At 40.4% G+C, this 13,753-nt stretch carries 10 protein-coding genes and 1 riboswitch; of the genes, 3 read left to right on the top strand and 7 right to left on the bottom strand.

Translation table 11 applies throughout. The annotated features are described in order from the left end of the window. Positions 1 to 136: 136 nt before the first annotated feature. On the top strand, positions 137 to 1,378 hold the full coding sequence (locus DESACI_RS10225) for an IS110 family RNA-guided transposase (protein ID WP_014827116.1): 1,242 nt from the start codon (positions 137 to 139) through the stop codon (positions 1,376 to 1,378). A gap of 153 nt (positions 1,379 to 1,531) precedes the next feature. Here the strand turns inward: DESACI_RS10225 and DESACI_RS10220 are convergent, their stop codons facing one another. The 4 genes from DESACI_RS10220 to DESACI_RS10205 all read right to left on the bottom strand — a co-directional run bounded on the left by DESACI_RS10220 (position 1,532) and on the right by DESACI_RS10205 (position 7,026). Next, a complete protein-coding gene (locus DESACI_RS10220; RefSeq protein ID WP_014827115.1) occupies positions 1,532 to 3,061 on the bottom strand; it encodes an acyl-CoA carboxylase subunit beta in 1,530 nt (509 codons plus the stop codon). A 225-nt stretch (positions 3,062 to 3,286) separates the two neighbouring features. After that, the gene (locus DESACI_RS10215; RefSeq protein ID WP_014827114.1) at positions 3,287 to 3,646 is read right to left on the bottom strand and encodes an AtuA-related protein; all 360 of its coding nucleotides are present in this window, start codon (positions 3,644 to 3,646) and stop codon (positions 3,287 to 3,289) included. A gap of 3 nt (positions 3,647 to 3,649) precedes the next feature. Continuing rightward, the gene (locus DESACI_RS10210) at positions 3,650 to 5,002 is read right to left on the bottom strand and encodes an acyclic terpene utilization AtuA family protein (protein WP_014827113.1); all 1,353 of its coding nucleotides are present in this window, start codon (positions 5,000 to 5,002) and stop codon (positions 3,650 to 3,652) included. 455 nt (positions 5,003 to 5,457) lie between these two features. Next, positions 5,458 to 7,026, bottom strand: coding sequence for a sigma-54 interaction domain-containing protein (locus tag DESACI_RS10205; protein WP_014827112.1), 1,569 nt, complete (start codon positions 7,024 to 7,026; stop codon positions 5,458 to 5,460). A gap of 208 nt (positions 7,027 to 7,234) precedes the next feature. Here DESACI_RS10205 and DESACI_RS10200 point away from each other — a divergent pair, with 208 nt between their 5' ends. Together DESACI_RS10200 and DESACI_RS10195 are read left to right on the top strand one after the other, a co-directional pair. Beyond that, the gene (locus DESACI_RS10200) at positions 7,235 to 7,627 is read left to right on the top strand and encodes a c-type cytochrome (RefSeq protein ID WP_014827111.1); all 393 of its coding nucleotides are present in this window, start codon (positions 7,235 to 7,237) and stop codon (positions 7,625 to 7,627) included. 298 nt (positions 7,628 to 7,925) lie between these two features. Beyond that, entirely contained in the window at positions 7,926 to 8,531 is a 606-nt protein-coding gene (locus DESACI_RS10195; protein WP_014827110.1) for a phosphatase PAP2 family protein, read from the top strand. 159 nt (positions 8,532 to 8,690) lie between these two features. Here DESACI_RS10195 and DESACI_RS10190 read toward each other — a convergent pair whose 3' ends face one another. The 3 genes from DESACI_RS10190 to DESACI_RS10180 form a co-directional block, all read right to left on the bottom strand. Continuing rightward, complete coding sequence (locus DESACI_RS10190; protein WP_014827109.1) at positions 8,691 to 9,935, bottom strand: Nramp family divalent metal transporter; 1,245 nt, start codon at positions 9,933 to 9,935, stop codon at positions 8,691 to 8,693. Between the two features lie 15 nt (positions 9,936 to 9,950). Further along, positions 9,951 to 11,195, bottom strand: a complete 1,245-nt coding sequence (locus tag DESACI_RS10185) for a magnesium transporter (protein ID WP_014827108.1) — start codon at positions 11,193 to 11,195, stop codon at positions 9,951 to 9,953. 250 nt (positions 11,196 to 11,445) lie between these two features. Continuing rightward, positions 11,446 to 11,602: riboswitch (M-box (ykoK) riboswitch) on the bottom strand. 526 nt (positions 11,603 to 12,128) lie between these two features. Beyond that, complete coding sequence (locus tag DESACI_RS10180; protein WP_242833150.1) at positions 12,129 to 13,721, bottom strand: methyl-accepting chemotaxis protein; 1,593 nt, start codon at positions 13,719 to 13,721, stop codon at positions 12,129 to 12,131. Positions 13,722 to 13,753: the final 32 nt, after the last annotated feature.

The following is a 13,753-nucleotide window of genomic DNA, read 5'->3' as shown; positions in this document are numbered from 1 at the left end:
CGATGGTAGCAGATCGGCTGGATCCGAGGTCTTTTTAAGACAAGTGCTGATTCGGCGAGGTTGTTGACCTGTTGTGGTGCCTGGTCCCAACGTTAATCTTACAAATTCTTCGACTCGGAAAGAGAGGTGATTTTACTTGAGTTTATTTGTCGGTATAGATGTGAGTTCCAACGATTTTAAAGTGCGAATCTTAGATGAGCGTGGTAATGAACCTGTTAAAAGGCTAAGGGTTTTGAATGATCAGCCTGGTTGTGAGCAAGTTGCCCGATATCTCTCTGAAGCCTGTAATAAAGAAAATGAGGATCGGCTGGTTATTGGTTTAGAGGCCACTTCCGTATACAGTTGGCCGTTACAAATGTTCTTAGCGGAAGACCATTGTTTAGCACCTTTACAACCCCAAATTTATTCCTTTAACCCCAAGGTCGTTGCTAATTTCAAAAAGGCTTATGTGGACCTTCCGAAGAACGACTGGATTGATGCCTGGGTCATTGCCGAACGTTTACGCTTCGGCCGGCTTCCGGAGGGCTCTCAGGTCGATTTCCGCTACTTACCGTTACAGCGACTCACTCGCTTTCGTTGTCATCTGATCGAAATGATCTCCAGAGAGAAGAATTATTTCCTCACGAACTTGTTCTTAAAGTTTAGCACTCTTGCCCAAGGTACGGTTTTTAGTAATACTTTCAGCGCTACTTCTGAATCCTTGACACTTGAGTTTTTTTCTCCAGAAGAGGTTGCGGCTCGACCGCTTGATGAACTGATTGATTTCCTCATGGAGAAAGGAAGAAGTCATTTCGAGGATCCGGAATCCAAAGCCAGAGAGTTGAAGGAAGCCGCTCGCAAGGCCCATCGACTACGTGGAAGCCTATTGCAACCAATTAACCTTATCCTGGCCACGAGCATCGAAACCATCCACGCTTTGGAGAAGCAGGTAAAGAAAATCGATAAGGCGATCGAAGCTGAAATCAGGCATTTCCCTAATACGCTCATTACCATTCCCGGTATTGGCCCTGTGCTTTCAGCTGGTATTATTGCTGAGATTGGAGACATCCGCCGTTTTCCGAATGAAGGAGCCTTAGCAAAGTTTATTGGGCTAACCTGGCGTTCTCACCAGTCCGGTGATTTTACAGCCGATGACACGCCCTTAACTCGAACTGGCAACACCTACTTGCGAAGTTATATCATCCAGGCTGCTAACCTAGTACGCCAAAAAGAGCCGGAGTACAAAGCCTTCTACCAACGTAAATTCTCGGAAAGTAAGACTCACCATCATCGCCGTGCTCTCGTGCTTACTGCACGCAAACTCGTCCGTATGGTTGATGCTCTGCTACGCAGCAACCAAATCTATATGCCACATGGCAATAGGGGGATTGCAAACTAGGCACGAACTAAGAGAATTGAAGTCCCATTTTTGTAACTTATTCCCATTCAATTTTAGGAATAAGAGGGCTTTCTATTGCCTTTTTTTGCCAACGGATAACTAACTTACCGAAAATTTGACTCACTTAGGGTCTTGACATATTACCGAAGGACTTTAAACCGGATGTATCGAATTGTTTTTCTGAGGCCATACCCGTTCTTTATTTCGGTAGGCCTCCAACCGATAAGATAGTTCTTTTCTAACTCCTTCAAAATCGATTAATTGATCCACAATAAGTTCAGATGCCAAGCCATAGATATTAATATTGTCCGAGTACTCTTCCTTCTTTTGATTCATAAAGGCCAGCTTAGCCTCTCCTTCCAATTCGTCAATTTTATTAGAATACACAGCCTTAACAGCCGCTTCCGGTCCCATAACGGCAATAAGAGCAGTAGGTAATGCTAACACTGAGTCAGTACCAAAGGCCGGCCCAGCCATTGCATAGAGACCTGCTCCGTAGCATTTGCGCACAATCACCGTTATTTTGGGAACAGTCGCTTCCGATACAGCTGAAATCATCTTAGCACCATGACGAATTATTCCTGCCCGTTCTACTTGCGATCCTACCATATACCCTGGAATATCCGCCAAAAAGACCAGAGGTATGTTATAAGCACTGCAAAGCCAAATAAACCTTGCACCCTTGTCAGAGGAATCTACAAACAAAGTCCCGCCTTTAACCTTTGACTGGTTGGCTACAATTCCTACAGTCTCTCCCTTGATTCTGGCCCATCCCGTGATAAGTTCTTGGGCAAACAAGGCTTTATATTCCAGAAAGCTTCCCTCGTCGATAATTCGATGGATTAATTCGTACATATCAAAGGGCTGATTTTGGTTATGAGGGATAATTTCTGCGATGGGTCTTCCTTCAGACGGCTCTTTAGCAGCAGCGGGTGCGGGTTTTTCCAAATAGTTTTGGGGCAAGAAGGCGAAATAGTTCTTACAGAGCTCAATGGCATGAGTATCATCGGCTGCCAGAACATCGCCAAGCCCGCTGACTTTACAGTGCATACGCGCGCCACCTAAATCCTCCAGAGACACCTTTTCTCCAATGACTGCTTCCACCATACGAGGAGACCCCAAAAAGGCACTGGCTTTTCCTTCCACCATAATGACTAAATCACTAAACGCCGGCAAATAGGCCGCACCTGCTGGGGAAACTCCGAATAGAATTGTGATTTGTGGAATAATCCCAGACATTTCTATCTGATTGTAAAAAACTCTGCCAATGTGGTTTCTTCCCGGGAATACGTCTTTTTGATCAGTGATTCTAGCTCCCGCAGAATCAACAAGGTATATAATAGGAAGCTTCATCGAGAGCGCCTTCTCTTGGATATATAAAAGTTTTCGGACCCCCTTAGCCCCCCATGATCCTGCTTTGACGGTGAAATCTGCGGCAGCAAAGCAAACCAACCTTCCGTTAATCTTTGCCATACCTACAATGTTGCCATCTTCCGGAAGCTCCGGGTCCAAACAATTGCTAAACGTCCCTTCCTCCAGAATCGAACTCTCATCAAACAGTAGGTTCAACCGGTCACGCACGAAGAGCTTGTTTTGTTTCTTTAGGCTCAAATGGTATTTTTCCGGCCCTCCTTTTTGAATCCTTTCTAATTCTGATAAATACTTTTCTTGTCTTTCATCCATTGTTATAACCATTCCTTTCAACACATGTTCAAGGCTCTTATTGCAAAAATCAATTGATAATTTATTATTCCTTATGTCTCTCTTGGTAGAATATTCCGAATATTACTTTGATACAACCTTCACCTTCCCGAATATAGGGCTTGGGTTACAACAATCGACTGTACCTGAGGGAGCATAGCCTTTCACCCCTGATTTTTCCATTCATATTGACTTCTATTATTCAGTTTAGCTAGGATATCTGAAAGACTTTAGACCTGCTAAAATATGATCCGGAACTTCGATTTTCATTCGTAAAAGATTAGAACCAAAGCATTTACCCAAACTGTCGCTGCGCAAAGATTGAGATGCTCCCCCTGCCAAGGCCCCGTCAATGAGAAACTTAAGGGCCAGCAAATTATCCATTTCGAATCTTTGCACCGGTCCGGTCACTAGTTGCTTAAAGTGGTCAAATACGCGTTCTTCCGTTATTTCCTGCTTAAATAGTTCGTAAAGCTCTTGGTTTTGAGCAAAGATGGAGATATCACTGCTATCTCCCTTGTCGCCGGATCTTGTCTGGGCAATTTCAGAAAGTTGAACTAAGGCCATTTGCTACACCTCCACAACCGATATCTTTACTTGGGCTTCAATCTCTTCTCTGGGAATATACGCCGACTTTTGACCAATCAATTCCCGTACCGGCTGCATCCCACTCAAACCGGTAGCATGCGGCGGACCATTCAATACCATAGAAGGAAATTCCCTTCCGATTTTGGCAGCTTCATCTCTAGAATCAGTTCGCATGGCAACTCTCAGCATTACTTCATTGGGCTCAACTTCAGGTTCCGGAGCCAAGGGGCCGTGAATAGAGTTGATGCCGATATACTCACTGTGAATTTCTTCGTATCGTATCCCTTGCATGTCTATTCTCTGCCTGATAATTTCTTCAGCTTTTCTGGCCTTGGGCAGTGCATCAGGCCATGCGTACGTAATTCGCCCCTCACCAACATAACCACTGGAGTATCCCATGGTGGCCTTTAAAGTTTTGGGTTTCGGATTGCCTGTTGCCCCAGAAACCTTAACTTGATTCTTCCCTACATCTTCTAACTTGATCGTCGTGAAGTCCACGGACACGTCAGGCGTCAGATAGCTGTTAGGATCATGAATTTCATACAACAGCTGCTCCTTCACCGAATCAACGCAGACCAGGCCGCCTGTGTTTTCGGGGTTGGTAAAAATAAATTCACCGTTCTCATAAATTTCCGAAACAGGATAACCATGACTCCCCAGATTTTCTACCTTCCACCATTCTCCGCTGAAATTACCGCCTGTCCCTTGTCCTGAACATTCCATCAGATGGCCCATGACGATGCCTTGAGCAAGCTTGTTCCAATCTCCATCTTTCCAGCCAAATTCATAGATAGCCGGACCTAAAAATTGCCCGGTGTCGGTGGTTCTGCCGGTAATTACAATGTCAGCGCCTGTTTCTAAGGCCAGGGCCACTTCTCTGGCCCCCAGATAAACATTGGCAAACATATACTTATCCTCAAGATTGTCTAAATCTCCCTCATGGGTCAAATAACCTTTTTCGCAGAACTCGCGCAAACGGTCTTTAATATTATCGCCCTCAACAACGGCGATCTTAATATCCGACAAACCTAGTTTTTGCGCAATTCCCTTTACGGCTTCTGCTGCTCCCATCGGATTGAGTCCGCCGCAATTGCTGATAATCTTAATTCCTTTTTCTCTGCAGATTGGTAATAGAGCATTCATGAGAGGAAAGACATCTTTTGTGTACCCATCATTGGGATTTTTCTTCTTAGCTTTGTGAAGAATGGCCATTGTCAACTCTGCTAACGAGTCTCCACAGATATATTTAACATTTCCGTATTTAGCTACATCGACTGCAGAAGTGAATACATCACCCCAAAAACCTACCGAGGCTCCAATTCTAACAGACTTCATGTAATCGCCCTCTCCTTAGATAATTTTCAATACACCTGGTCTACTTCTTCGACTGCCATCGAAACTTCATCTACTTAAGTGAGCAGAGGCCATGTCAACTACTTTAGGAACTTCTCAACCAGGCATGTAAAACAATTGCAGTAACCGTAATTCAGATTTATCCTTTTTTCCCTCCCTTCGAGTTATTAATGGTTGCAATTTTAGTGCCAATAATTAAAATATTCTGAATTCAATGGTCGTAAAGGAGCTATTCCTTTTTACTTCCGAAAGCCAATCCCGTTAAACACTCTATTTTCTACACCAAATTAAATTGATTTCAAAGCATTTAAGCCCTTTTTGCGGGCAATCTTTTTGTACTTGCACCTACTTATAAATTCTCGAACTCAAATCAGTGCCATATTTGATACAAATTCAAGGTTCGATCAATATTTCTTGGGCATATTTGCTACACTTGTTTACTTTCCGCCACTATGAATACTGTAGTCATTAAGTTTGCGATAAAAGGTTCTTCTACTCAGTCCTAATAATTTCATGGCTTTACTTCGGTTATCCTCACAAGCTGAAATTGCACTTAAAATTACCTTCTTTTCAAAGGCTTCAACTGCTTCTTTTAACGTTCCGTTTCCATAGTCAAATTCATTTTCTTTTTCAACAGTTAAGCCAATTGATTCTTTCATATGCGGCGGCAGGTGAATCAGCTTAAAAGTATCCTCAAAACACATTATTCCGGCATATTCCATGCAGTTTTGAAGTTCACGCACATTTCCCGGCCAACTGTAAGAGTATAAAAACGAAAGTACCTCCTGAGAAAGAACGATGGATTTCCCATATTTCTTGTTATACTTTTGCAGAAAATAATTTGCCAATAACCCAATATCCTCCCTGCGATCTCTTAAGGAAGGCACTTCAATTTCTACTATATTGAGTCTAAAGTAGAGATCCTGCCTAAACTTCTTTTCCTTGATCAAAATGTCCAACGGTTGATTTGAGGCAGCAATCATTCGTATGTCCACAGGAATGTTTTTCTGCCTGCCTATTTTTTCGATTTCCCTATTTTCTAATACTCTTAATAATTTTGACTGCATGGCCAACGGCATATCACCAATTTCGTCAAGAAACAATGTTCCTCCATTAGCTAATTCAAATTTGCCCATCTTGCCGCCGGATTTTGCGCCTGTGAAGGAACCCCCTTCATATCCGAAAAGTTCACTTTCAATTAAGTTTTCAGGGATCGCTGCACAATTAACCATGATCATGGGACGATCTTTTCTTTCACTATGGGAGTATATAACTTTGGCAATTTCCTCTTTGCCAACTCCATTTTCTCCTTTAATCAGCACCGTTGCCTCTGTTTTAGCAACAATTATCGCCTGGGAAACTGTCCTTAAAAAGCTTGGACTATTTCCTATAATCTTAAGTTTCCCTAAGTCATTTTGCGCTTCCATTTGACGCCTGTAAGACATGGCAATTTCATTGGCATTCTCTACTTCCTGACCCAATTTAACTAAAGTTGTTGAATCTCTAAATATTGAGGCAACTGCTTTTAGCTCTCCATCTTGTTCAATAGGAAATATATGGACCGAAACATATTTATCAAGAGTTTTTATATATTGGTTCTTTTTGATAATAGGTAGTTTGGTATCAATTACTTTTAAAATCTCCGCTTCCGGCTCTATTTGTTGAATTTTCCTACCGATAATATTTCGTGTTGCAACGCCAAGAATTCTGGAATATGCCCTATTTACATAAAAAATTCTACCTTCCAAGTCAATTGCAATGACAGCCTCTTGAAATTTATCCATGATATCGCCCAACATCCACATAGCTGTTACCTTTAGAAGGTATAACAATAACTCTTTAGTGACTTCACCAGTCTTATTACCCTCATCATTCATTACCTCAATCATTGAACTGCTCCAATTTATATCATCAATGGTTAAACTGTGAACATTAGAATTTTCATTCAGTCCATTTTTAATCTGCTTATTGCCAATCCAAGGTTTCATAATATCTAGAAGTTTCATTTCAATTTCCTTTCCAAACTCTGAAACACACTTCTCTAAGTCTGTTCCACTATCATCTTTCTTTCCTTCCTAAAAATTCAAGCCCTTCATCACATTTTCCTGCTTGAGGTTTTGTCACGCCAAGGCTTAATACCGCAGAATAAGCAGAATAATTGGTAAGGAATATGTACATTTTAACTACAGATTACGAAAAGGAGGAAAATTACATATGCACCCGCGAAAATTAACTTCAATTGTTACTTTGCTTATTGTCCTACTCCTAATAGGATGCAGTAAACAACCAGCTCCTACCACTCCACCCCCTGCTCAGACAGGGCAATCAACAAATACTCCCGCGACTAACGTCGCCAACGGGGCATCTGCAGCTAAGACCGAAGTTACCGGCGCAACTCTATATACTACAAATTGTTCAGGATGTCACGGAGTTACCGGAGCTGGCGCGAGTGGTCCCGCCATTAATACGGATGAATGGAAGAATAATTCATCGAAGGTTCAAGGTGTTGTCAAAAAAGGGCAGGGTACGATGCCTGCTTTTACCGGAAAACTCAATGACACTCAAATAAAGGCAATTGGAGATTTCGTAGCTTCGTTGAAAAAATAAAGAACAATTGACAATGATATATGCCTAGTATCAATGAAGCGTTAAAGGAGAAATTAAAAGGAACAGACCGCAAAATATTATTTAAAACACTGGAATTATATTTTGCAAATTTAGGAATACCCTTGAACAAGCTAAGGGTATTTCCTATTTTCAACAACTCTTTTTCTGGTCTGCTAATTGGCAGATTATATATGATGCGCATTAATTAAATTTCATTTTCAAGTATCGAATATTGTTGTATTATATATCTTATGCTATCTATAACTATGGATCTTTCAAAACGAAAGGAGCCCGTAAATTGAATTCATTTGACCTTTATATATACCATCATATAAATGGTTTGGCCGGACATTATTCCTTCGTGGACAGAATTATGGCCTTCTTTGCCCAGTATGCTTTGGAACTATACGTTGTTTTGTTTTTGTTAGCTTGGTTCACTTTACCCAAAGCGGAGTCAATGAAACGTCATGCTTTGGTTGTTGCGGGTTTTTCAGGAGTATTGGCACTGTGCTTTAATGTAGTAATTGGGCATGTTTTCTTCCGCCCACGCCCCTTTGTTGCGCTTCCTAAAGGGACATTCAATCAACTTATTCCACATTCCCTTGATACTTCATTTCCTAGCGACCACACCTCAGGAAGCTTTGGTTTTGCCGCAGGATCTTGGCGAAAAACCCAGTTCTGGGTTAGAAGGACTTTTACAGTTTTAGCATTTATTGTGGCCTTTGCTCGAATTTATACCGGTGTGCACTGGCCAACAGACGTTCTAGCTGGTATGGTAATTGGTATTTTTAGTGCTCGATTAACTTGGATTTTTAATCGTAAACTTAAGCCTTTAACATTAATAGCCCTTCGGCTTTTTCGCTACGGAAAATTTTCTAAAATGAAATCACGATCAGTAACGTAAACAAAAGAAAAAAACTATTTAATAACGTGCCTAATCAGAACAAACCTAAAAATGACGCTGTAATTACAAAGAGTGATTGAACTGTTCTATCAATCACTCTTTTATAATTAATTGTTTTTGGTCTATCCCATGATTCAAGTGTTTAATCTTCCAATAATCTTACATAAATGAACCAATCAGAAGTGCAATCGTTAAACCGATTAAAATAACTGTCGTTACCCATCCAACAATATTATGAAACAACTTATTAGTGTGTTCTCCCATAATCTCCTTATTATTTATTAAAAGCATCATACAAATGAGTACGACCGGCAGCAAAACACCGTTAAGAACCTGTGACCATAAGCTTATCAAGATAAGCGGCGCATTCGGTATAAGAATAATCCCTACAGCAATGATCAAGATAGCAGTAAATAATGTATAAAATTGGGGAGCTTCATTTAGTTTTTTATCAATACCTGCTTCAAATCCAAATGCTTCACAAACATAAAATGCTGTGGCAATCGGAAGTATCGTCGCCGAGAAGACCGAGGCGATAAATAGACCAAAAGCAAATACTTGAGATGCAAATGTTCCGGCAAAAGGTTCCAAGGCTAATGCTGCATCTTTTGCCTCTTGTATCTTGACACCGTTGACGTGAAGAGTTGATGCACAGGCAACCACTATGAAGAAGGCGACGACCACTGTTGCAATACTGCCAATAATTACGTCCCACATGGTAAATTTATAATCCTTAATTTCCAGTCCTTTTTCTATTACTGCAGACTGCATATAAAATTGCATCCATGGGGCTATCGTTGTCCCAATCAAGCCAATAACCATCGTAATATAATCAAAGTTATATTCTATATCCGGGTGAATTATTGAGGCGCCGATTTCTCCCCAGTTTGGTTTTCCCATGATAGCGGATATGATGTAAGAAAGAAGGAACACACTGAAGATCAAAAATATTTTTTCAGCCATACGATAAGTTCCTTTGACAACCAGAAACCACACAGCAATTGCCACAAGGGGTACCGCAATATATTTGCTGACGCTGAAAACTTGCATACTACCCGCTACACCTGCGAACTCCGTCGTTGTATTGCCGATGTCGGCAATGAGAAGCCCAATAAAAATAAAAAATGTGATTTTTACGCCTGCGTTTTCCCTTATTAAATCTGCAAGTCCTTTTCCTGTAACCATGCCCATTCTCGCATTCATTTCCTGTACAACGACAAGGGCGATGAAGGCGGGAATCAAGGTCCATAAAAGACTATATCCATAGTGCGCTCCGGCCACCGAATAAGTAGTAATTCCACCTGCGTCGTTATCAACACTTCCCGTGATGATACCTGGACCTAGAACTGACAAAAATAATACCAAATTTCTTAATAGGGATGATTTCTTTGCTTGTGTCATCATGATGATCACCTCCATCTAATTTCTATTTTTTCTTACGATTAAATCCATAACATCATTGATAATAACCATTCCAAGCATCTTCATACTTTTGTCAACCACCGGAACTGAAAGTAAATTATACTTGGTTATTATTTCGTTCAGTTTTCCAATTTTTTCGTAATCATAAACATAGATAACATCACTATGCATGATTTCCTTAAGTTCGATATCAAGTTCAGAAATGACAATATCCCTTAAAGAGACAATCGCAATAAGTTTTTCATTATCATCAACAATATAAAGATAATAAACCGTATCTGGTTCAGGTTTTAAGTGCCTTAACTCCTTTAAAGTTTCGTTGACTGTCATGCTCTGATTAAGAGAGATATAATCTGTGGTCATTAAACTTCCTACCGTGTCATCCGGGTATTCCATCAATTCCCGAACTTCAAGAGATACTTCTTGTTCCATCTCATTTAACAGTTTCTCGGCATCTTCCTCTTCCATCTCATCAAGAATATCTGCAACTTCATCTGCCGGCATTTTCTCAAGAACGTCGGCAGCCTTTTCTACCGAAAGGTTAGCCAAGACGTGTAATTGCGCATCTGTTTCAAGTTCTTCAAGAACATCTGCCGCTCTCTCTTCGTCGAGAGAATTAAAGATTGCAACCTGGGTGTGTTTATCGTATTCTTCAATAATATCGGCAAGATCCGAGGGGTGAAGGGTTGAAAGTTTGTCATGTTCTTTGGAAAGCGTTAGTCCAACATGGATATAATCAACGGAAGCCACATCATCCCATAAAATCATTTTACTTGGTACGCGAATCCCAAAAGGTTTTAAAATTCTCTTGATCGGTTTAGCAATCCCGATACGTCTTAAGAGGCCATCAAAACCTACATCAACCGCAATTGTAAATGTACCGCTTTTTAGAATTGCTAACCGTAAATCGTTCACCCTTACAACTTTCCGGCCATCCATATCGACAATTTGCTTATCTAAAACATGCTTTTTAAGAAACATAGTGTTTTGTTTGGCAACTTCAATTTCTTTTAACCGATCACACTGAATAATATACTGACCCTGATTTTTATAAATAGATACCTCAGAAAAGTCAATAACTCTAATTTTCCCCTCTACCTTAACTTTAGCTGCAATTACTTTTGGGCTGATCTCGTTTACATCAACTATTAAATCCAATAGCTTGCCAACTATCTTTTGATTATCCATAATAACCTTATTACCTAGTACCCGGCTAAGATAAAAAGTTGATATTGTTAACACAAAAAATCCCTCCATTCTTGTACGGAGGGATTTTTGACAATAATATATTAAACTTAGATTTATCAATAAATCAAAGTCTTAATTCCCTCCATAACCATATTCAAATACAAGCATCTACCATCAGGGTCTGTATCCATAATTACGACCTCCTATGATTAGATTATTAAGTTGCAATGCAACGGTTACAACTTCCTAAAAAATAATAAAACCTTCGCCAAAACTTGAACATGGCGAAGGCAAAATAAGCCCTTGTTGATCCCGTTCAAGCTTTAGCTCTGCAAGGCAGTGAAATTACATTAGGTTATGCCTTGTTTTTCGACATATCCTGTTGACCTTCTCGAGTTGTCTCCAACTCTCCGCGGCAGCAATCCATATCCTTGCGGTAGCCTCACCTACCGAGGTAATATTAACTTTGTTTTATTGTAATACTTTAATTTCATTATTACAAGCACATTTAGCCAATTTGCGTCTGATTTATTTTATTTCGGTTCATAAAGTTCAAATATCTAATCGATGCTTAATGAATAGTTTGTTTAAGCGGAAATTTAACTATTTTGGATAACATCCAGACCTCTCTCCTTTATCTGGCGAAGATATCGGTTCTTTGAATTTTCCAAACTACCCTTGCTCTTTTCGCCCTTGATAAACCGCTTTGATTTCGGGTGGTGACAGCGGTATTGGTCGAGCTACCTGCTTCTAAAACTTGATTATCGTCTTCCAGCAAATTCGTATATTTATGGCATAACTTCTCATCAACTGCCCTTTCTTTCTAAGGATAGGATCTCCAACTAGTCACTGGTGACATTCCGGCTGCTAAACCCAAAGAAAAGGCAACCATTTTTACTCGGTTGCCTTAGTGATAATTATTGAGTTATGTTAGTTCTGCCAATTATCTTTATGCTATGTTAATATTGAATGACTTTGAGAGAATATCTAAATATCAAACCTTTGTATTACTTCATATAAATGTTCCGAAGTTTCGGCTAATCCTGCTGCAATCGCAACTAGTTCTTGCGTTGAAATCATCTGTTGCTCGGCTGCAGTTGCCGATTGATTTGCCCCCTCGGCAAATTGTGTTGCGATTGAGGTAGCCAATCTTTGGGCTTCAGCTAACTGTTGGCTTCGATTTAATAAATGATCGGCATTTGAAAGATTTTCTTCTACTCTTATAGAGGTGGAGTTAATCACATCATCAAGTGAGGTGATCGCATCTCCTGCTTGTTCAATCACAGTTTTGCCGTGATTTACTACCTCCATTCCTTGATTAATATTCTTCACCGTCGTATTGACCATTCCCTGAACATTAGAAATAAGCAGCATAATTTGTTGAGAAGACTGAGCCGAACTATCCGCCAGTTTTCTGACTTCCTCAGCAACAACAGCAAAACCTCGGCCGTGTTCCCCAGCTCTGGCTGCCTCGATGGCAGCATTAAGGGCTAATAGATTTGTCTGCTCCGTGATCCCATTGATGACTGAGATAATATCCCCGATCTTTTGTGCCTGATCAGCTAAACTTAAGATCGAGTCATTCGCCTGCTCAGTGACTTGATAAATAGCTTCCATCTCCTGAACGGCTTCTTTAACAGCTAAGGTTCCTTGTTGGCTTGTATCTTTGGCAGAGGTCGTTAAAGATAGAACCTTCTGAGTACTCTCCAAGATACTTTGGGCGGCAGATTCGATTTCATCGACTTCATCTTGAGACTTCTTTATACTCTGAATTTGCTCAGCGGCTCCTGCGCTAAACTCTTCTAATGTGGCAGCAAACGTTTCTTGATTTTCAACTAACGCATTAACATGGGTTGCTTGAGTTTGACTCATAGCCTGAGCTTTCTCGGTAATAGTAGTGAGGTCTGTAATTATGGATGTCATCCCGATAGAAACTTTGTTTATTTCATAAGATAAGTTTCCTAATTCATCGTCCGAATGAGCTTTAGCTCTGGACTTTAAATTTCCTTTTGCAATCGATTTTGTGACCTTGAATGTTTCTTGAAGAGCGGTAGAAAGTTTGTTTTTAAACCAAAAGCTATAAAAAGCATGGACCCCTAAAGCGATTAGTGAAGAAATAATAGACACTGGTGAAAAGGAGCTGTAAATTAGCAATGCTCCTGCAAGAAAAAGTGAGGGTAACATGCCGATATACACTTGTTTTGTGAGTTGTCCTTTATTAAGAGGAATGTCCAGACGAACTGCATAGGTATGCTTACCTTTGACAAAGATTGGACTAGCAACTTCAAACAGGACTTCACCAGTATTGCGATGATAAATCTGAGTAATTGGTTCTGTACATCGTGCACCCCGAAGTTCTGTCTCATTGTTAAAGTAAATACCCTCTCTCAAACGATTCGAATGAACCAGAGCCAACCCGTCCAAATCAAATAAACACAGAAATTCATTGTCACCAAGGTTTCGATCAATCACTTCTCTAAGCGGCTTGACAGCACTTTTCCAATCATCATATTGATCTAAAATACCTTCAATTTCTTTAGCAATGCGTTCGATAGTCGCTAGGCCTCGTTTTTTTTGCATTAAACTAACTTTTACGTCTCTAGCTATCTTCA

The organism is Desulfosporosinus acidiphilus SJ4, from assembly GCF_000255115.2.
Taxonomy (GTDB): Bacteria; Bacillota; Desulfitobacteriia; order Desulfitobacteriales; family Desulfitobacteriaceae; genus Desulfosporosinus; species Desulfosporosinus acidiphilus.
The sequence above is the reverse complement of the archived record's forward strand: the minus strand, read 5'-3'. Positions and strand labels throughout refer to the sequence as shown.